Source organism: Rhizobium sp. BK376, from assembly GCF_004341625.1.
GTDB lineage: Bacteria > Pseudomonadota > Alphaproteobacteria > Rhizobiales > Rhizobiaceae > Rhizobium.
In genome coordinates, this window is sequence record NZ_SLZG01000005.1 from 271,216 (window position 1) to 291,925 (window position 20,710).

Sequence of the window (20,710 nt, forward strand, 5' to 3'; positions counted from 1 at the left end):
GGGAGACATCGGAATGCAGGATTTGGCAATCAACGGCGGCCCGCGCGCGATCGACGGCACCTTGCCGAGTTTTCGTGACGCCTCTGGCCGCACCTTCGGGCAGGAAGAACTCGATGCGCTGGCGGAGGTCATAAAGTCGGGGCGCCTGTCCTTCCTGACGGGGAAGAAGACCGCGGAATTCGAGCAGGCATTTGCCGAGAAATACGGTGTCAAACATGCGGTCGCCGTCGCAAACGGCACTGCGGCGCTTCACACCGCGGTGATCTATCTCAATCCCGAGCCGGGCGATGAGATCATCCTCTCGCCAGTCACTGACGTGGGCACCGTCATTCCCGTTGTCGCCCAGCTCGCAATTCCCGTCTTCGCCGACGTCGATCCGATTACCCAGAACATCGATCCGGCCTCAATCGAGCGCAACATCACGCCACGGACCCGCGCAATCATGGTGACGCATGTTTATGGCCACCCAGCCGACATGGACGCGATCATGGCGATTGCCCGCAAGCACGACCTCTTCGTCATCGAGGACTGCGCCCAGGCGCATCTCGCCTATTACAAGGGCAAGCTCTGCGGCACTTTCGGAGACGTCGCCTGCTTCAGCTTCCAGCAATCGAAGCACATGACGACCGGCGATGGCGGTATGGTCATCAGCAACAAGGACGAACAATTCGGTCGAGGCTTGCGTCATTGCAGCGACAAGGGCTGGCCGCGCGAGCGAGGCGGGCGCGATCACCTGTTTCTCGCGCCGAACTACCACATGACCGAACTTCAGGCTGCCGTCGGCCTCGAACAGCTGAAGAAGCTGGAACAGTTTGTCGACGCCCGCGTCGCGTCCGCGGACCGGCTGACGCAGCTTCTTGCCGGCGTCGGTGTGCAGCCTGTGCTGCCGCTTGAAGGCACGACCGGCGTCTATTTCTTCTATTCGTTCCGGCTCGATCCGGCAAAGCTCGTCGTCCCCGTCACCGAGGTGATGAAGGCACTGACTGCCGAGGGCATCGACGGCTTCATCGGCTATCCCGGCCAGATCCCGCTCTACGCCTATCCTGTTATCCGCGAGCACAAGACCTTCGGCGCATCAGGATGGCCGTTCACGCTCGAGGGCGTGCGCAAGATCGACTATGCCGACGGACTTTGCCCGGAGGCGGAACGCGCCTGCAAGGAAACGATCTGCATGTGGTGGACGGACCGCCTGGAAGAACGCCATCTGCAGCAGATTGGCGCCGCGATCCGCAAGGTGGTCGCGGCCTACGCCAAGCCCGCCGTTGCAGCGTGAGGGAGCAGATATGTTTCAGAACCTGATTGCCGGCGAGTGGACCGGTTCGAACGGCGCGGAGAACATCAACCCGTCGAATACGAATGAAGTGGTCGGGCTTTATGCGAGCGCCGATGCCAAGGATGTGGCCAACGCGATCGCAGCTGCCAAGGCTGCTTTCCCGGCCTGGTCGCGCTCGGGCATCTGGGAACGCCATGTCATCCTGAAGAAGGCGGGCGACGAGATCATGGCGCGCAAGGACGAGCTTGGCGCGCTGCTTGCCCGCGAAGAGGGAAAGACCCTGCCGGAAGCAATCGGCGAGACGATCCGCGCCGCGCAGATCTTCGAATTCTTTGCCGGCGAGGCGTTGCGCCTTGCGGGCGAAGTGCTTCCCTCCGTGCGTCCCAATATCGGCGTCGAGATCACTCGCGAGCCGATCGGCGTCATCGGCATCATCACCCCCTGGAATTTCCCGATCGCCATCCCGACCTGGAAGATCGCGCCGGCGCTCTGCTACGGCAACACCGTCGTCTTCAAGCCGGCCGATCTCGTGCCCGGCTGTTCCTGGGCGATCGTCGATATCCTGCATCGCGCCGGCCTGCCGAAGGGCGTGCTGAACCTCGTCATGGGCAAAGGCTCGGTCGTCGGCCAGGCCATGCTCGACAGCCCGGAGCTGGCGGGCATCACCTTTACCGGCTCGGTCGGCACGGGCAAGCGCGTTGCGGTTTCGTCCGTCGAGCATAATCGCAAGTATCAGCTCGAAATGGGCGGCAAGAACCCGATGGTCATTCTCGACGATGCCGACCTTGCCGTCGCCGTCGAGGCTGCCGCCAATTCGGCCTTCTTCTCGACCGGCCAGCGCTGCACGGCATCCTCGCGCCTGATCGTGACCGAAGGCATACACGACCGCTTCGTCGCTGCCATGACCGAGAAGCTGAAGACGCTCAATGTCGATGACGCGATGAAGCCGGGCACGCATATCGGCCCCGTGGTCGACGAGAAGCAGCTGAAGACCGATACCGACTATATCGAGATCGGCAAACAGGAAGGCGCAAAGCTTGCCTTTGGCGGCGAACTGATCAAGCGTGACACGCCCGGCTTCTACCTGCAGCCGACGCTGTTTACCGAAGCGACCAACCAGATGCGCATTTCCCGCGAAGAGATTTTCGGGCCGGTCGCATCGGTCATTCGCGTTAGGGATTACGAAGAGGCGCTGGCCGTCGCCAACGACACGCCGTTTGGCCTGTCGTCGGGCATCGCGACGACCAGCCTGAAGCATGCGACGCATTTCAAGCGCAATGCCGAGGCCGGCATGGTGATGGTCAACCTGCCGACGGCGGGCGTCGACTTCCACGTGCCCTTCGGCGGCCGCAAAGGATCGTCCTTCGGCTCGCGCGAGCAGGGCAAGTACGCCGCAGAATTCTTCACAACGGTCAAGACAGCATACACGCTGGCTTGACCACAACAAAATGTCTGACGACCTCCCAGGGAGGTCGTCGCAGTCATTGGGAACTCCAGGGCTAGCGTCGGACCTCCCGGCAGCCGCTCCCCCTTTGCAATCCATCATCGCCGATAGCGCAATGGACGTGTCCCATCCGTCGAGGAAAACATGAAAGTCATCGTACTGGGGGGGCGGCATCATCGACGTGACATTCGCTTATCAGCTTGCAAAAGCCGGTCACGATGTCACCGTGGTTGATAGGCAAAAGGCGCCTGCGCTCGAGACAAGCTATACAAATGCCGGCGAGGTTTCGTTTGGATATTGCTCTCCCTGGGCCGCCCCTGGGATCCCGCAAAAGGCGCTGAAGTGGATATTCATGCGGCACGCGCCGCTGATCCTGAGGCCGAAGCTTGATGCGGCCATGGTCTCATGGCTTTTCAAGATGCTTTCGAACTGTACCTCGGAGCGGTACCCGATAAACAAGAGCCGCATGTTACGGCTGGCCGACTACAGCCGGCAGACGCTAGCGGATGTTCGAAAAGAAACCGGCATTCGCTATGACGAGCGGATGAAGGGTACGCTGCAATTGTTCCGCACGCAGCAGCAACTCGATGCCTGCGCAAAGGATATGAAGGCACTCGCCGCGGACGGAATTCCCTACAGATTGTTGGGACGAGACGACTGCACTCACTTTGAACCGGCTCTCACGCATGTGCGCGAAAAATTCGTCGGAGGGCTGCTGACGCCCATGGACGAGACCGGCGACTGCTTCAAATTCGCCAATGCCTTGGCCGAGAAAGCCGGTAAATTTGGCGTCCGTTTCCTCTTCAACACGGTGATACAAGGCTTGAATGTTGAGGCTGGGCGTGTCCGTGGCATCACGACCGATCGTGGGCGTCTCGATGCGGACATCATCGTCGTCGCGCTTGGGAGCTTTTCACCGCTTTTGCTGAAGCCCCTGGGAATCAAACTGCCGGTCTATCCTGTGAAGGGGTATTCGCTGACAATTCCAATCGCGGACGCCTCCAGAGCTCCGGAATCGACGATCATGGACGAGACTTACAAGATTGCGATCACGCGCCTCGGCGATCGTATCCGCGTCGGAGGCATGGCTGAAATCTCAGGCTATACCAACGATCTCGGCGAAGCGCGCCGTCGTACGCTGGAGCATTCGGTAACGGATCTCTTCCCCGGTGGGGACGTCTCAAAGGCACTGTTCTGGTCGGGACTTCGGCCGATGACGCCGGACGGAACCCCGGTCATCGGGGCGACCAGAATTGCAGGCCTGTTTCTCAACACCGGCCACGGAACCCTGGGTTGGACCATGAGCACCGGATCGGCGAAAGTCCTCAGCGACATCGTCAGCGGCAAAGCACCCGAAATCGACGTGCATGGACTTGCAATCAGCCGCTATGCTTGACGTGTGGTCGATTGCGGAAGTCTCGGATGCAGTGAAGAGCAAGGCATCGAAAGCCCGCCCGTAATCCGACGCCATCTTTCGGCGCGTATTTGACGCCGCTAAAAATGAATCTCCGGTGGTCAGAACAAGTTCGCCACAGCAACGCACCTGGAGTTGAGATCCGATGATCGGGTCTGCGAGATCAGCTAATCGAACGGCGATTCTATATAGACGCGGCTGACAAGCCTCAACGTCCGGTCCGGCTGGATGATGTACGTCTCACGAACTCTTTCACCCCACTGATCCGTGAAGATATGTGGCACCTGGCTTCCGATCGGAGACTTGGTAAGTTTCTGTGTCGGTTGGCCACCATAGGTGATACTGCCGGGGATAGGCTCCAGGGAGATGCCACCTGAAGCCTGGGCGCAGGCGGTCAGCAGCGTCGTGACGACGAAAAGGGCTGCAAAGGGCTTCATCTCTATCTCGATCTCTGGTGTTGTCGTTTGCCGAGCAAACCCTAGGCAATGAGGTAGGGTAGGAGCGATCGGTTGCAAGCGCTACTACTGAACTCCGAAGTGTGTGTCGACCGCTGCACGACTTCTGAACGGCGGGTTATTTCGCGCTCGGATAAGGTCATCCGGCTAATATTATTTGAGGTCGACCGAGCGGCGAATTTCAGTCCGGCCGCCGGACGGGATGTAGATTTCTCCACCATAGAAACGCCGTCAGAAGACAAAGCCCGCCGTGGTCTACTATGAGATTCTTATACAGTCTCGCTATTTCCGTAATGGAAATCCTACGTCCCTCGGGCCTACATCCACAAGCGAAAGAGTTCACAACTCACGCACCGTCCGCCGAGCGAAAGAGGGCCGGCGAATGGGCTCATGTCGCCTTGGCGCTCTCCCCTGCTTAAGGAGGCGTCAAAGGTAGTTGTGTCCGACATCCTTCCTGCGAGGAATTCATGAAGCCTGGCGCCAAGCCTTTTATCATCGAGATCAGGCCCTCTCGGCGGCTTGTCAAAATCCGGATGAAGCAGCGATTGCGAGAGCAGTCTGCGGCAGGGCCGATGACGATCTCCGACAACAGCGATGACAAGAACTCGGCCGACGCCGATGCGGAAGTTTCGGCGTCATCTCGCGAGCGAACGACGGTATCTCTTCATGGCGATTGAACTCGACAGCGTCTCACGGGCAACCGTCGGCAGATTTGTCGTCAAGGTCAATTTGTCTCTGTTGATCGCGCTGTTCTCAAAATCCAGCCTTCTTCTTTCCGCGTCGCGGTGTCTGCAACTCTACGCCCTGTTGATGGCCGCGATCGCAGTTCTCACCCGCCAGCGATACTCGCCGGATTCGTTCAATCACTGGAGCGAGGCTCTATGGCTCGCCTTCGTTGCTGCGGGACTTCAACTGCTTCAACGCGCTTCGTTGTAGTCCCGACCATCTCTGAAATTGAATCCCAATTCCATGGTAAGCCGAAACCTGCCTTTCGAGTATTTCATCCTCAGCAACGTCGAGCCGGATGGCCCGGTCGTTGGTTTTGTCGCCGACCGACCGGTCCGTGGCTCCGTTGTCGATGGGCACGGCCGACGATATCGATTTTCCGGCTTGGCGCGCCGGGATGGGAGCGGGCGGCTTGATGTCGAGGATCTGCGGACAGGCGAGTGGATCGTCCTGCCGGATTTGGTGTACACCAGAACGAAGACTTAGAACGAGACGCTTCGGACTATGGTCCCGATGAGCACCGATGCTCGTTCTCGCCACCGTGGGGGTCCCTCATCTGGCGCCCCTGACCATTTCAGAATTGCGAGAGGGACTTGACGAATTAGGCGCTGTCTGATTATTGATACGTATCACTAATACGTATAAGTGAGATTACATTGACGGGCACGCGGGCGACGCAGAAGGATGTAGCAAAAGCAGCGGGCGTCTCGCAGGCGACCGTTTCGCTGGTCCTCAGCGGTGGCGCACCATCCATTCCGCCGGAGACTTGGGCGCGAATAACCAAGGCGGCAAAGGACCTCGGCTATGTGCCGAACCGCTTCGCTCAGGCATTGAAGACGAGCCGATCGATGACGATCGCCTGCATCGTGCCTGACATAACCAACCCGTTCTATCCGTCGCTGATCCGCGGCATACAGTCGGTCACCGATGGCCTGAGTTATGACGTGATCTCGGTCAACACCGACGGCTCGCCCGAACGCGAGCGGCATTTCCTGGACTGGGCGCGACAAGGGCGTGTGGATGGCGTGATCGGCGTGTTCTTCACGCTGCGTGCCCAGGATTTCAGTCCTCTGATCGAAGCCGGCGTGCCGGTCGTGCGTATCGAATCCTCGAAGAAGCAGGGCGGCGAGATTGCCGTCGATGATATCTTCGTCGACAGCCGTGCCGCGGCCTATGCGGTTACCGAATATCTGATCGCGCAGGGTCATCAACGCATCGCCATGGTGGCCGGTCGGGGTGGCCCGCAATCCACCCGGATCGAGGGATATCGCACCGCGCTCGCCGCGGCCGGCCATAAGGACCATGTCGTTGTCGACGAGGAATTCAGCGAGATCGGCGGCACGCGAGCGGCCGAAGCCATTCTCGCGAATGGCTTCGAGCCCACTGCGATCTTCGCAGCCAACGACTTGATGGCGATCGGAGTCATGCAGGCGCTTCGCGAGCGCGGCATAGAGATCCCCAGGGATATCGCCGTCGTCGGTTTCGACGACATTTCCGCTGCCAAGCTGGTCACGCCGTCGTTGACGACGGTTGCTCAGTTTCAATGGCAGATGGGTGAACGAGCGGCCCAGACGCTGATGGAACGGTTGCGAGGTGAAAAAACCGGTCCCGGAACCGCGGTCGAAATGCCGTTCAATCTAATCCAAAGGGGCTCGACGAAGGCCGCCTGAGGCAAGCTGGAGGAGGAAAACATGCAACGCCGTACTGTATTGAAAGCCGGGCTTGGTCTTGCGACCCTGCCGTTCATGGCCCGCTTCGGGTTCGCAGCCGACCCGAAGCCCGTCAGCTTCTGGTATGAGTCCGCATCGCCGGAAAATCAGGACAATCTCAAGAATATCCTGGTCGATTCGTTCAACGCCGCGCATCCCGAGGATATGCTGAGCATCGATTTCCGCGGTTCCGATCTCGACAAGCAACTGCGCATCGCCATGCTGTCGGGAACCGGTCCGGATGTCGTCTTCACCGCCGGTCCGAGCTATGTGGCTGCAATGGCCCAGGCCGGCCAGCTGCTGCCGCTCGATGACTATGCGAAGAAATACGGCTGGAACGACAACCTGCTGCCGCTCTTCCTTGAGCTCGGCAAGTATGACGGCAAGCTCTATGCGCTGGCCAAGACCTATGAAACGCTGGGGCTTTTCTACAACAAGACCCTGTTCAACACAAACAATTGGAAGGCGCCGACCACTATCGCGGAGTTCGAAAGCCTGGCCGATGAAATGAAAGCCAAGGGGCTTGTGCCTTTCGGTCTACAAGGCGCTGACCGGCGCGATCCCGTGGACGGACCCGGCCTTCGTGGCTGCAATCGACAAGCTGGCGCAGTGGTGGGACAAGGGCTATTTCGGCGACAATTACTTTTCGCTGACGCTGGAACAGGCGTTTGCCCAGATCGCGACCGGCCAAGCCGGCATGGCGCCGACGGGCACCTGGAACTTCACCAATATCCCGACCTATTTCCCGCAAAACAACGCGGAACCCGGCTTCGTCGGCTTCCCGAGCATGAGTGGCGATCCGATCTATCCGCTCGGCATCGGCTCGACACTGTCGGTCAATGCCAAAGCCGGCAATGCCGACGGCGCGGCCGCCGTCCTCGACTACATCTTCAAGGACGATTTCTACAGCAAGATGAACTCGGTCTGGCAGGGCGAATGGAACCTGCCCCTGAAGGACCTCTCCAAGGTCAAGCTCGCCGATAATGTGCAGCCGCTCTACATCGAAGTGATGAAGAATCTGTCGTCCGCGGTCAACGCCGGCAAGTACGGCTACACGACCTGGACTTTCCTGCCCCCGGCGACCGACACCTATCTGGTCAGCGGCATGGAAGAGGTCTGGCTCAAGAAGCAATCTTCGGCCGATTTCCTGAAGAAACTCAATGAAACCTTCAAGCAGGAGAAGGACGCCGGCAAGGCTCCAGCCGTCCCCGCGCGCACCTGATCAACGTTAAGCAGCAGAGGAGCGGTGCCTGCCGCACCGCTCTTTTCCTGGAGAAGAACCCATGCATCGGCTTTATCTCGTCCCAACGATGATCATCAACGTGGTCGTCGTGCTGGTACCGGCACTCCTGACGGTCGTGCTCGCCTTCTATAATTGGGATGGCATTTCCACCCCGACCTTCGCCGGACTCGACAATTTCCGGGCACTGGCGGCCGATGGCGTATTCTGGTCGGCGCTGGGTAACAACATCATCTGGACGGTCATCTTCCTGACTGTCCCAATCGCGATGGGATTGCTCGCCGCCTCCATGCTGCTCGTCGTTCGTCGCGGCAGTAATGTCTTCCAGGTCATCTACTTTCTGCCCGTCGTCATCGCGACGCCGATCACCGCGCGCATCTGGCAGGGCATGATCTACAGCCCGGTCACCGGCATCTTCGGGGTTCTCAAGAAATACGGAATGCCTTTTCCCAATCCTTTGACGCAGCCCTCGATTTCCCTTTTCGGCGTCGCGACCGTCGACCTCTGGCACTGGTGGGGATTTCTCTGCGTCATCTTCTTCGCAGCACTTCGCCAGGTTCCGCAGGAGCAGATTGAGGCCGCTCGCCTCGAGGGCGCCACCTATTTTCAGATGATGCGCTATGTACTTCTGCCGGGGATCAAGCCGACGATTACCCTGCTGATGATCATGACGGTCATCTGGTCGTTCCTGGCTTTCGACTTCGTCTATATCCTGACACAAGGCGGTCCGGCCTATTCCAGCGAGATGCTGTCGACGCTCGCCTATCGTCACGCTTTCTACGACCTGAATGTCGGACAGGCAGCGGCGGCCGCGCTCGTCATCAGCGTCTTCGGTCTGGTCGGCACGTTCTTCTATGTTCGCATCCAGGGCAGGGAGGCCGAGCAATGAGATTGGTCGAAAGCCGTGCAACGCTGACGCTGTCCTATATCCTGCTTGCTCTCTTCGCATTCATCGCACTCTTTCCGATCGCGCTGCTCGTTCTGAATTCGCTGAAGCCGGCCGCCCAGATCGTGCAGAATCCGCTGGGCATGCCCAATCCCATCCGCTGGCAGAATTTTGCCAATGCCTGGAAGCACGCGAAGTTTTCCCAGACCTTCATCAATTCGGTCATGGTCAGCGGCACCACCATCGTCCTGGTGTGCAGCACGTCGTCGCTGACGGCCTATGTGCTCGCCCGCAGGAAGATCAAATCCTGGAAGATCTTCACCTTCTATCTGATGGCGACAACGACAGCGCCGATCCAGCTTTATATCTTCCCACTCTACTTCGGCTTTGCCAAACTCGGACTGATCAACAACGTCTTTGCTGTCGCCCTGATCTACACCGCGCTCTACAGCCCCTTTGCGGTCATGCTGCTGCGGACTTATTTTCTGGCCGTTCCGAAGGAGCTGGAGGAAGCCGCGATCGTCGACGGCGCGACCGCCTGGCAGGTCTTTTCCAAGGTGATGTTGCCGATCGTCTCGCCCGGCATTCTGACGGTCGCGCTGATCATCGGGCTCAATTCGTGGAACGAATTCCTGATTGCCACGACCTTCCTGCAGAAGGCCGAGAACGTCACAGCCGTCATCGCCTTTTATCTTCTTTCCGGCCAGTACAGCTCCGATTGGGGTGAGATCATGGCCGCCGCCCTCATCATCGTCATCCCGGTCGTCGCCCTCTTCGTCTTCATGCAGAGACGCTTCATCGAAGGCATGGCCGGTGGCTCGGTGAAGGGCTGACCTTTTGAAATATATGGAGGAAATTCGCATGCAACTTCCGAACGATTACCTGGAACGCGTCTATGCCGGCGTCATTGGCAAACTGGTTGGTGTCTATCTCGGCCGCCCATTCGAAGGCTGGACCTATCAGAAGATCATGGAGGAGTTGGGCCCGATCGAATATTACGTGCATGAGCGCCTGAACCAGCCGCTTGTGGTCACCGACGATGACGTTGCCGGCACTTTTACCTTCATTCGCGCGCTCGAAGATTATGGCATCAAGCCGGACCTTTCGGCCGAAGAGATCGGCAAGGCCTGGCTGAATTATATCGTCGAGGAGCGTTCCATCCTGTGGTGGGGTGGCAATGGCAATTCCACCGAACATACTGCGTGGCTTAACCTCAAGAAGGGTGTTGCCGCTCCGGCGTCCGGCTCGATTGCCACCAACGGACAGGCCGTTGCCGAGCAGATCGGCGCACAGATATTCATCGACGGCTGGGCGATGGTCGCTCCATGCCAGCCGGAACTTGCCGCCAGGCTTGCGGAGCAGGCCGGCAAGGTCAGCCATGACGGTGAATCCGTTTACGCCGCCATGCTCTGGGCGGCCATGGAAGCCGAGGCTTTCCGGTCCTCCGATATCGATCATCTGATCGACACCGGCCTTGCGCAAATCCCGCGCGACAGTCTCATCGCCAAGCTGATCACCGACATCAGGGGTTGGCACAAGGCCAATCCGGACTGGCGCGATACCCGCCAGAAGATCGAGGACGAGTATGGCTACGACAAATATCCGGGCAATTGCCACGTCGTGCCCAACCATGCGCTGATGGTGATGGCCGCACTCTACGCGCCGCACGACTTCCAGCAGGCGCAGATGATCGTCAATACATCAGGCTGGGATACCGACTGCAACGCCGGCAATGTCGGCTGCCTGCTTGGCATCATGAACGGTCTCGAAGGGCTGGAGGAAGGCCCGGACTGGCGCGGCCCGATCGCCGACCGCATGCTGATCTCGTCTGCAGATGGCGGTAACTCCATCAACGATGCCGTCCGCCAAGCCTATTTCCTGACCAATCTCGGCCTGCAGCTCAGCGGCGGCCAGAAGCTCGATGCGCCGAAGGACGGCGCACAGTTCCATTTCTCTTTGCCCGGCAGCCAGCAGGGTTTCCGCCCGCAGACCGGCCTGGATGTCAGCGATGCGATCCGTGTTCGCAATGCCGAATTTGAAGGTAGCCGGGCGCTCGCGATCGACTACGAGGCACTGGGTCCGGCACAGATCGCCGCAGCCACGACCCCAACCTTCTCGCCGCGCGAAATGCTCAACATGCGCACCTATGACCTTATGGCCACGCCTCTCGTCTATCCCGGCCAGATCGTAAAGGCGCGCGTTCGGGCCGGGGCGGAAAACCGCGGCATCGTGGACGTAAAACTCCGTGTCCGCGTCTATGATGAGCGCGATCAGCTGAGAAATATCGATGCGACCGCTGTCACCATCGAGCCCGGAAAGGAAGCGGTTCTGCAGTGGACGTTGCCGGATACCGGCGGCCAGCCGATCGCCGAGATCGGGATTACGATATCGGCAAAGGGCAAGCGCGCCGACGGTCGGCTGCTGGTCGATTATCTCAGGTGGGACGGCGCTCCGGCGCTTACACTGAAGCGTCCCTCCGGCGATTGCGACTTCTGGCGGATGTCCTGGGTGAACGGTGCCAGCTTCTTCTCGAAGCGCTTTCCGGCCGCATTCCGCATCGCGCAGAACAGCGGTGAAGGCATCATCATCCACGGGACGCGCCAGTGGACTGATTATCAGGCGGCCGGCAATGTCATGCTGCATCTCGGCAATTACGGCGGCCTTGCAATCCGCGCCCAAGGCTTGCGCCGCTATTACGGCGCTCGCGTCACCCGGGACGGCAGGATGCAGATCGTGCGGGTTCGCGACGAGGACACGAAGGTGCTCGCCGAGACCGCCTTCAACACCGAGTTTGAGAAGCCGATTTCCATGCGTGTTTCGGCCAAGGGCGATAGCATCGTCTTCGAAGCCGATGGCGTATCGATCTCCGCGCGGGACAACAGTCCAGAAGCCTTTGGCGACGGCGGCGTCGGACTTCTCGTTCACGAGGGCGCACTGTCTTCAAATGAAATCCGCGTTGGAGCGGTTCAGTGACGATGCGTGACTGGAAAGGAAACTAGCAATGGCAACAGTCACGATCGACAAGGCCCGCAAGGTCTATGCCGCTCTGGAGGTGCTGCACGGGGTTTCGGTCGACATATCGGACGGCGAGTTCGTCGTTCTTGTCGGCCCCTCCGGCTGCGGCAAGTCCACGCTTCTGCGGATGATCGCCGGCCTTGAGGATATTTCGGGCGGTACGATCAGCATCGGCGGACGGGTGGTTAACAACCTGCCGCCGAAGGAGCGTGACATCTCCATGGTTTTCCAGAACTACGCGCTCTATCCGCATATGACTGTCGCCGAGAATATGGCCTTCTCGCTCACCCTCGCCGGTGCGCCGAAGGCGGAGAAGCAGAAACGGGTAGGTGAGGCTGCACAGATCCTCGGGCTTACGCCCTTGCTTGAACGCTATCCGCGTCAGCTCTCCGGCGGCCAGCGCCAGCGAGTGGCCATGGGGCGATCGATCGTCCGCAACCCGCAGGTCTTCCTGTTCGATGAGCCGCTGAGCAATCTCGACGCGAAGCTGCGCGTCGCCATGCGGGCGGAGATCAAGAACCTGCACCGGCGCCTTGCGACCACGACGGTCTATGTGACGCACGATCAGGTCGAGGCGATGACCATGGCCGATCGCATCGTCGTCATGAACGAGGGCAAGATAGAGCAGATCGGGGCTCCACTCGAACTCTACGACAATCCCGGCAGCGTCTTCGTCGCCGCCTTCATCGGCTCGCCATCGATGAATTTGCTCAATGGCAAGGTCGAAACGTCCGGTGGCAATCCGATTTTTCGGCTTGGTGCGGAGGCTTCGCTGCTGATGCCCAACGGCCAGGGCTCATCTCTCGACAAGGCCACGGTTTACGGTATACGACCGGAATATCTGCACCTCACCGAGCCCGGCAAGGGCGTTGCCGGCAAGGTCATTGTGGTCGAGCCGCTTGGTTCGGAAACGCAAGTGATGGTGTCGGTCGCCAATCAAACGGTCGTAGCAGTCTTTCGCGAGCGCGTCCGCGTTCAACCGGACGAGACCATCTGGCTCGCGCCGGAGGTCGACCGCGTTTGCCTGTTTGACGAAAGCGGCCATCGAGTCCGGGCTTAGGAAGCCGCTTCCCCGCCTGCTTCCTCGTTTAATATCCGTTTCTGGACGATCGCATTGTTGGTCGCGGCTGCCGCGGCCAGAGCAGCGACGCGCTCGTCATTGGCCACCTGAACGGTCGGCGAGGCAAATTCGATATTATTGGCGTCAAAGACTTCTCGGATCATCGCAAAGGCGCGCCGGCGAATGGTCGACTGCTCCCCTGGCTTCGTGGTCATCGCAAAGCTCAGATTGATGCCGTAGTCGCCGAATTGTTCGACGCCCTTCATCTTCACGGTTTCGATGATCATCGGGCCAAGCTCCGGATCCTCCAGAAGCGCGGCGCCGACGCCTTTCACCAGTTTCCTCACAAGCGCGATATCCGTCTTATAGCTCACCGAGATCAGGAATTTGTCGATCACCCAATCCCGCGACATGTTTTCGACTGCGCCCAGCGAGCCAAAGGGAACGGTGAAGATCGGTCCGCGGTGATGACGAAGTTTCACCGAGCGGATGCTGAAAGACTCGACCGTACCCTTGTAGTTTCCGCTCTGGATATATTCGCCGACGCGAAAAGCATCATCCAGCATGTAGAAGATGCCGCTGATTACATCCTTGACGAGGGTCTGCGATCCGAAGCCGATGGCGACACCGAAAATGCCGGCGCCGGCGATCAGCGGCCCCACCTCCACGCCGAGACCTGACAGCGCCATCATGATGGCGATGGCGGCGATCAATACGGCCAGGAAATTGCGCAGGATCGGCAATAGCGTCAAAAGGCGGCTGCTCCGGGCAGCGTCCGCGGCGCTTCCCTCTCCCAGCCGGGCGCGCTCCAACTGATGGGTAATCAGCGCCTTGACCACCTGCCAGAGAATATCGGCGGCAAGCAGGATTGCGATACCGCTCAATATGCCTCGGGTGATGCGGCTTGCCGCGGCCTGCTGCATCATCTCGGCCGAGTGGGTTTGCAAAACCGCTGCAAGCCAGAGAACCGCAAGGCCGATGATGGCAGCACGCACACCGCGTTCGACCAGCACCTCATAGACGGCGCTGTCTGAGGACGTGGCCATTTCCTCTCTCCGGCAGGCCGTTCGAATGATGGAACTTGCAAGAGGCAATGCCGCCGGTATCAGGATGACATAGGCAGCGAGCCACATGGCGAACTTCAAGTCTGCCACCCAAAGCAACCAGATGACCGACAGCCAAAAGATCAGCATCCAATCTTTTGCGGTGCGTCGTGTTGGTTGCTCGACGCTGCGAGGCCGGTTCCAGACGGTTTCAACTGTTACGGCCCAAAGCAGGATACCGATTGCATAGCCCACCACGGCTGCGACGGTTGGCTGGAAGGTGAGCCCGCGCATGATGCCATCCGAGGCCCAGCCGATGAAGAAAATCAACGTGAAACGCACGACGCGCCAGAACCAGAAACGCGCGGCCTTGTCCTCGATAGGAACAAGCCGGATGAAGGTTTCACCCGATGCCGCTCGAAACGGCGCCAATATTACGCGGCTGAGCCGGATGACGAGACGGCCAGCGATCAACCCCAGAAGCGTCGGCACGATTAGCTGGCTTAGAAGCGGTGGCCAGCTCATCGTCAGAAACAGGCCGACCGTGGCAACGCCGAAGATGACGAGCGGCGCGAGCTCGATGAACACATGCCGCCCGATCGCGTAGAAACGATCAGTCACGCTTGCTTCAGTTTGGGCGTTGGCCCTTCGTGCCCGGATATGCCGGGCGACATGGCTAAAGGCCCATTCCGCGATAAGACCGATCGCAACCAGGCCGAAGAACAATAGCAACAGGCTGCCCGGGCTGCGGCCATTGAGGCTGGCCATGGTTTTTTGATCGATCCGCGCGAGCTCACCCGGCACCAGCGGAATCGCTTGTCTTACGTTGAGCAGATGCGCCTGAACGGAATTGAGCCAAACCGTGAGATCGCTCGCGGACATGCCCTGCATGGCCATTTTCGGCAAAGCCTCGGGCTGCTGCTTTGCCTGTTCCTTTGTCTGTGTCGCCAGAAGGGTGCGGATGTCAGGATCGTCGAGCAGCTTGATGAGCTGATCGACCTTCTGCTGGGTGGCCACGTTCGCGTTGTCTGATTGGGCAGCGACGGAGCCAGCCATCCCAAGCAGCAAGGCGAGGAAAAGAAACAGTTTGCGTCCGCAATCAAGCTTTCCGATCGGTCTCATCTCTTTCCCCGAGAAGCGTGGTTGGTTTCCGGTCGTGACGACGGAAAGCCTCTTCAGAGACACGTTTAGGAGAGAAGCCTTTCTCTTGAAAGACCGATATTCCCATGATGCTTTCAAAAGACGCAAGCAGTCGATTTTGCGGAAGTGATCCCGTTGCGCGTCAGCAATCTATCAAGTTGACGGGGCTACTTGTGTCGCAGCCCCGTCAATCCAAGCGGTCAAGCTGGGAGCTGGAATACCCAGTTCGCGATCAGCACGATGGCGAGACCACCAGCGAGCGCGACATAGGGCAGGATACCCGCTTTTTTCACGCCGAGATCCTGTCCAACAAGGCCGAGATCGGCCATGGCACCTTCCGGAAATTTGCCGCCGTCGCGGACATAGTGACGATAGGCAAAGACAGGCAGGATCAGGGCCGCAAAGAAGAAGCCGATCCATAGCGCGTTGGCATAGCCCCACACCTTCGCACCGGCGCCGAGGAAGAGGGCGTTGACGAATGCAAGGATGGTGTTGAGGCCGATCAGCCAGCTCGGCGCCTTCCAGGGGCGCTCGACATGGCCTGAATCCATGCGGTGGATCCAGCCGGAATTCAGGTTGAGGAAATTGAAGATGATGTAACCGACGTTGGAAACCGCGAGCACGAAGAAGTAGCCGCTGACGTCGGAGGCGATTGCAAGCAGGGAGAGATTGAAGGCAAAGTCCGTCCACATGGCGCGGGTCGGGGCGCCGTTCTCGTTGACGTGTTCGAGATATTTCGGCAGCCAGCCGTCTTTGGAGCCCTGATAGAGCGTCCGCGACGAGCCTGCCATTGCCGTCATGATGGCAAGGAAGAGCGCCAGGATCATCAGGATGACGAGGAGCTGGGTGACGATGCGGCCGGCGCCGATCAGGCCGCCGAGTGCTTCGGCGACACCGGTGCCGTCGACGATGCCTGTTGCCAGCATACCCTCATGGCCGAGCACGCCCTGGAAGGCGAAGGGAACGAGGAAGAAGAACAGGCAGCAGACGAGGCCGGAATAGAAGATCGCCTTGAACGTATCCGTCTTCGGGTTCTTGAGTTCACGCGTGTAGCAAACGGCGGTTTCGAAGCCGTATGTCGACCAGGCAGCGATGTAGAGGCCACCGAGGAACAGTGTCCAGCCGCCATTGCTCCAGCTGCCGTCGGTGACGGCATAGGCTGCCGTCGGCGGCACGAGACCCGTGACATTGGTGGAAACGATCTGGCCGCTGATGATCGGATAGATGCCGATGATCAGAAGCGGGACCAGAACGATGATTGCCAGCCATTTCTGCACGCTTGCCGTCTCGGAGATGCCGCGATGCTGGATCGCGAAGATGATCAGCATCAGGATGCCGCCGATGAAGAAGGTGGCGTTGATGTTGGCGGTCGCGAGAAGGGGAATGTTGAAGGTGAGCAGCGACCAGTTGCGAATGGCCGGCGTCAGGGCGGCAACGCCATCGGCACTCAGCAGCGCCTTTACCGCGTCCGGCGCCGATGTTCCTGCGTGAGCGGCGATGTATTCCGTAACCCGGGGGCTATCGGCCGCAATCGACGTGGCATGCGCGCTGATCCAATCGAGCACAGCATGCGAATCCGCGGCCGGGATGGGGAAAAAGGCATTGAGAATATAGCCGGCCGCAATAGCGCAGCCGAGGGAAAGCACCGGCGACCAGGCAAACCAGTTGCACCAGACGGAGAGCGGAGCGATGAACTTGGAATAACGCAGCCACGCCGTCGCGCCGTAGACCGAGGCGCCGCCCGACTTGTTGCCGAACATGCCGGCAATTTCAGCATAGGTGAAGGACTGCAGAAAGCCCATGACCATCGAGATGATCCAGACCAGGAAGGCGAGCTTGCCGGTGGTCCCTGCGATGCCGCCGATGGAGAAGAGAACAAGCGGCGGCACCCCGGCGGCTACCCAAAAGGCGCCTTTCCAGTCGAGTGCACGTATAAGTTTTCCTTCGCTGCCGGTCGTGACCCCGGCGTCGACTATATCCGTCATCGATGAATTCCCCATAAATTGTTCCGGACGTATCTATCGTACGTCTCCCTGAACGGTGCCTCCCATGGCATTTCGGGGCTGCCCGGTGCTTTGGTGATCCATGTTCCCGCATGGATTCCGGGTCTGAACCCTTGCTGCATAGTGAAGATATTTTCTTTATAGTCAACATGCCTTTACTTTACGGTCGCATTTTGTAACGTGCTTGTGGATGCTTTCGGGCAACTCAATCCGCAACGAGGGTCAAATGCGAGATCTCCATCCGGCGATGGCCATGGCGCGACCAGTTTTGCCAAGCATCGTCCGCTACCCCGGCATGCCGACACTGCCCAAGGACACAGAGCGCTACCGCTGCAAGGGCGGCGGATCGCTGGTCGTGCGCGTCGAGCCCGGCGACCATGTGACAGTGATTGATAGCGAGGGTGGCCAGCCCTGCGAGCTATCCTTTCTCGACGAAACCGGCCGCTTTCAATCCGCCGGTCTTGGTGCGGCCTTCACCAATGGTGCGGAGGGGTTGAAAGCCATCCTCGCGTCGAATGAAGAGAGTGCCGCGCGGGTTCGCACAGCACTCCAGCGCCGCGGCGCCGATCTTTCGAGCGCAGGAGCGCTGCGCATCTTTGGCGAGACATCCGCGCCGGGAGAAAAGGCCGAGTTCACGATTGCGATGAGGGGGCTGTTGATTGCTGTTGCGCCAGGAAGTGCCATGTCGCCGGAGACGCAGGATACCGCAACGCCTGTCGAAATCAGGATCAGGCGCAGCAAACTGATCCGTGACTATAGCTGGGCGTTGCCCGAACCGATCGCGGATCCGATCGAGGACATCAGGATCAAGGCAGCGACGGCATCCGCCTATTTCGTGCGCGCCGGCGAGTTCATCCAGATCATCGATGTCTACGGCCGGCAATGCACCGACTTCCAGGCCTTTGCCGCGCGCAAGGTCGACAAGGGTCTCGACCGCGCGCTGGATTCGACGGTGACGCGGACCCTCTTAAGTCGCAGCTACCCGACGCCCGGCCTGCCTTCCAAGGCGTTCGATCGGGATTTCGAACCGTTGATCGAGATCGTGCAAGACACCGTTGGTCGCCACGATGCTTTCGCGACCGCCTGCAACTCGCGCTATTACGACGACATGGGCTATCCCGGCCATGTGAACTGCACGGACAATTTCAACGGCGCGCTCGCACCCTATGGCATTGCCAGTCGCAAGGGTTGGGAAGCAATCAACTATTTCTACAACACCAATATCGACCACAACAATCAGCTCTATCTTGATGAGCCCTGGTCGCGGCCGGGCGATTATGTGCTGATGCGGGCACTGACCGATCTCGTCTGCGTGTCTTCCTCCTGTCCAGACGATATCGATGCGGCGAACGGCTGGGATCCGACGGATATCCATGTTCGCACCTTTTCCGGCAAAGAGAAATTCTCACGAGCGGTGGCCTATCGCATGACCCCTGAAGCAGACGCTGAACTGACGCGTGAAACCGCCTTCCATCCGCGCTTTTCGGCGCTGACGCGGGACTACACCGAATATCGCGGCTACTGGCTGCCGAACCGCTTTACCGCCGAAGGCCCGGTCGAGGAATATTGGGCCTGCCGGGAAAAGGCGGTCGTGATCGATCTCTCGCCTCTGCGCAAATTCGAGGTGACGGGCCCGGATGCCGAGGAGCTTCTGCAATATTGCCTGACGCGTGACGTCCGCAAGCTATCGACCGGCCAGGTCGTCTATTCCGCAATGTGTTACGAGCACGGCGGCATGATTGATGACGGAACCCTGTTTCGTCTCGGGACCACGAACTTCCGATGGATCGGCGGGGACGACTATAGCGGCATATGGCTGCGGGAGCAGGCGGAAAAGAAGGGGTTCAAGGCCTGGGTGCGCTCATCGACGGACCAGATGCACAATATTGCGCTACAGGGACCGAAGAGCCGCGACATCCTGAAGGAGATCATCTGGACCGCGCCGCGGCAGCCCGAGATCGGCGAGCTCGAATGGTTCCGTTTCGCCGTCGGCCGCATCGGCGGTTTCGAAGGGGCGCCCGTGGTCGTTTCGCGCACCGGCTATACCGGCGAACTCGGCTATGAAATCTTCTGTCACCCGAAGGATGCACTGATCGTCCTCGATGCTGTGTGGGCCGCCGGCGAGCCCCATGGGCTGAAGCCGATGGGGCTCGAAGCGCTGGACATGGTCCGCATCGAGGCCGGTCTCGTTTTCGCCCACCATGAATTTGACGACCAGACCGACCCCTTCGAGGCCGGTATCGGATTTACCGTTCCGCTGAAATCCAAGCAGGACGATTTTATCGGCCGCGAGGCGCTGATCCGCCGCAGGGAAAATCCGCGACACATTATGGTCGGCCTGGATGTCCAGGCAAACGAGGCGGTTGGCCATGGCGATTGCATCCATATCGGCCGCGCCCAGGTCGGCGTGATCACCAGCGCGACACGTTCTCCGATCCTCGGCAAGACGATTGCGCTTGCCCGCGTCGATGTCACCCATGCGGCAGTCGGCACGGCGGTGGAGATCGGCAAGCTCGACGGCCACCAGAAGCGCTTGCCGGCGGTGATCGTGCCGCTATCGCATTACGACCCGCAGAAAACACGGCCGCGATCCTGAGCCCTTTGATGGTCCAGACGCGCTAGGCTGCCTTTAGCTCTGCGGGCAATCTCTCCCAGGCCCTGATCAGCTCGCCGATCGAGCCGGCTTCCATCTTGCGCATGACATTGGCGCGATGCAGCTTGACCGTGACCTCGCTGATGCCGAGGTCGAAAGCGATCTGTTTGTTGAGGCGTCCGCGCGTCACCTCGCGGAGAACTTCACGCTCCCGATGGGTCAGCGTCTCGAGGCGCTCGATATTGCGCTTGACGACAAGCGCGTCTGCCCGCCGCGTTGCGTCGAGCTCGATCCCGGCGATGACAGCGTCGAGTAGCGTCTGGTCCCGTACCGGCTTGGTGAGAAAATCGACTGCGCCGGCCTTCATTGCCTGAACCGTCATCGGAATATCGCCGTGACCGGTCAGAAAGATGATGGGCTTGGCGATGCCGTTCTCAGCCAGATGGTGCTGCAGGTGGAGCCCGCTTGCTCCCGGCATACGCACATCCAGGATCAGGCAGCCCGGGCTGTCCAATAGATCGGCAGCGTCGAGCACTTCCCGCGTGGACGCAAAGCTGACGGGATGAAAACCTGCCGAGAGGATCAACTCCGACAAGGCCTCCCGCACGGCTGCATCATCATCGACAATGATGACGACGGGTTCGTTTGTATCGTTCTTATGCTGCGGTAACAGCTGCGCCGATTTTCGCAACGGCTGATCAACTCTCAT

At 59.7% G+C, this 20,710-nt stretch carries 16 protein-coding genes and 2 pseudogenes; 13 read left to right on the forward strand and 5 right to left on the reverse strand.

What is annotated here, in order from left to right; all coding sequences use genetic code 11:
- Positions 1-13 precede the first annotated feature (13 nt).
- From EV561_RS15765 to EV561_RS15775, 3 genes and pseudogenes are all read left to right on the forward strand, one after another.
- Positions 14-1,273 (forward strand): DegT/DnrJ/EryC1/StrS family aminotransferase, encoded by a 1,260-nt coding sequence (locus tag EV561_RS15765; RefSeq protein ID WP_132523053.1) that lies wholly within the window; start codon positions 14-16, stop codon positions 1,271-1,273.
- Positions 1,274-1,283: 10 nt separating this feature from the next.
- Positions 1,284-2,711, forward strand: coding sequence for an aldehyde dehydrogenase family protein (locus tag EV561_RS15770; protein WP_132523055.1), 1,428 nt, complete (start codon positions 1,284-1,286; stop codon positions 2,709-2,711).
- A gap of 150 nt (positions 2,712-2,861) precedes the next feature.
- Positions 2,862-4,113, forward strand: a pseudogene (locus EV561_RS15775) (D-amino acid dehydrogenase).
- 185 nt (positions 4,114-4,298) lie between these two features.
- Here the strand turns inward: EV561_RS15775 and EV561_RS15780 are convergent.
- Positions 4,299-4,568, reverse strand: coding sequence for a hypothetical protein (locus EV561_RS15780; RefSeq protein WP_132523057.1), 270 nt, complete (start codon positions 4,566-4,568; stop codon positions 4,299-4,301).
- A 684-nt stretch (positions 4,569-5,252) separates the two neighbouring features.
- Between EV561_RS15780 and EV561_RS15785 the strand changes: the two genes are divergently transcribed.
- The 3 genes from EV561_RS15785 to EV561_RS15795 all read left to right on the forward strand — a co-directional run bounded on the left by EV561_RS15785 (position 5,253) and on the right by EV561_RS15795 (position 6,982).
- On the forward strand, positions 5,253-5,522 hold the full coding sequence (locus EV561_RS15785; RefSeq protein ID WP_132523059.1) for a hypothetical protein: 270 nt from the start codon (positions 5,253-5,255) through the stop codon (positions 5,520-5,522).
- Positions 5,523-5,555: 33 nt separating this feature from the next.
- Positions 5,556-5,798, forward strand: a complete 243-nt coding sequence (locus EV561_RS15790) for a hypothetical protein (protein ID WP_132523061.1) — start codon at positions 5,556-5,558, stop codon at positions 5,796-5,798.
- Between the two features lie 170 nt (positions 5,799-5,968).
- Entirely contained in the window at positions 5,969-6,982 is a 1,014-nt protein-coding gene (locus tag EV561_RS15795; RefSeq protein ID WP_132523063.1) for a LacI family DNA-binding transcriptional regulator, read from the forward strand.
- Here the strand turns inward: EV561_RS15795 and EV561_RS37875 are convergent.
- Positions 6,950-7,228 (reverse strand): hypothetical protein, encoded by a 279-nt coding sequence (locus EV561_RS37875; protein ID WP_245512692.1) that lies wholly within the window; start codon positions 7,226-7,228, stop codon positions 6,950-6,952. The two genes, EV561_RS15795 and EV561_RS37875, sit on opposite strands and share 33 nt — an antisense overlap.
- Here EV561_RS37875 and EV561_RS37880 point away from each other — a divergent pair.
- The 6 genes and pseudogenes from EV561_RS37880 to ugpC all read left to right on the forward strand — a co-directional run.
- Positions 7,187-7,501: pseudogene (locus EV561_RS37880) on the forward strand (extracellular solute-binding protein); the annotation flags it as partial. The gene EV561_RS37875 and the pseudogene EV561_RS37880 sit on opposite strands and share 42 nt — an antisense overlap.
- Before the next feature lie 43 nt (positions 7,502-7,544).
- Positions 7,545-8,243: a hypothetical protein gene (locus EV561_RS37885; RefSeq protein WP_245512693.1), complete on the forward strand. Its 699-nt coding sequence runs from the start codon at positions 7,545-7,547 to the stop codon at positions 8,241-8,243.
- Positions 8,244-8,304: 61 nt separating this feature from the next.
- Positions 8,305-9,150 carry a sugar ABC transporter permease gene (locus EV561_RS15805; protein WP_132523065.1) on the forward strand — a complete coding sequence of 282 codons (846 nt, stop codon included), beginning with the start codon at positions 8,305-8,307 and terminating at the stop codon, positions 9,148-9,150.
- Complete coding sequence (locus EV561_RS15810; protein ID WP_132523067.1) at positions 9,147-9,980, forward strand: carbohydrate ABC transporter permease; 834 nt, start codon at positions 9,147-9,149, stop codon at positions 9,978-9,980. The genes EV561_RS15805 and EV561_RS15810 overlap by 4 nt, the downstream gene beginning before the upstream one ends.
- A 28-nt stretch (positions 9,981-10,008) precedes the next feature.
- Positions 10,009-12,120 carry an ADP-ribosylglycohydrolase family protein gene (locus tag EV561_RS15815; protein WP_132523069.1) on the forward strand — a complete coding sequence of 704 codons (2,112 nt, stop codon included), beginning with the start codon at positions 10,009-10,011 and terminating at the stop codon, positions 12,118-12,120.
- Positions 12,121-12,148: 28 nt separating this feature from the next.
- Positions 12,149-13,222, forward strand: a complete 1,074-nt coding sequence (gene ugpC / locus EV561_RS15820) for a sn-glycerol-3-phosphate ABC transporter ATP-binding protein UgpC (RefSeq protein WP_132523071.1) — start codon at positions 12,149-12,151, stop codon at positions 13,220-13,222.
- Here the strand turns inward: ugpC and EV561_RS15825 are convergent.
- Together EV561_RS15825 and EV561_RS15830 are read right to left on the reverse strand one after the other, a co-directional pair.
- On the reverse strand, positions 13,219-15,387 hold the full coding sequence (locus EV561_RS15825) for a mechanosensitive ion channel family protein (RefSeq protein WP_132523073.1): 2,169 nt from the start codon (positions 15,385-15,387) through the stop codon (positions 13,219-13,221). The two genes, ugpC and EV561_RS15825, sit on opposite strands and share 4 nt — an antisense overlap.
- Positions 15,388-15,605: 218 nt before the next feature.
- Positions 15,606-17,390 (reverse strand): APC family permease, encoded by a 1,785-nt coding sequence (locus tag EV561_RS15830; protein ID WP_132523075.1) that lies wholly within the window; start codon positions 17,388-17,390, stop codon positions 15,606-15,608.
- Between the two features lie 244 nt (positions 17,391-17,634).
- Between EV561_RS15830 and EV561_RS15835 the strand changes: the two genes are divergently transcribed.
- On the forward strand, positions 17,635-20,004 hold the full coding sequence (locus EV561_RS15835; protein ID WP_132523077.1) for a DUF1989 domain-containing protein: 2,370 nt from the start codon (positions 17,635-17,637) through the stop codon (positions 20,002-20,004).
- A 22-nt stretch (positions 20,005-20,026) separates the two neighbouring features.
- Here the strand turns inward: EV561_RS15835 and EV561_RS15840 are convergent, their stop codons facing one another.
- Positions 20,027-20,710 (reverse strand): response regulator transcription factor, encoded by a 684-nt coding sequence (locus EV561_RS15840; protein WP_132523079.1) that lies wholly within the window; start codon positions 20,708-20,710, stop codon positions 20,027-20,029.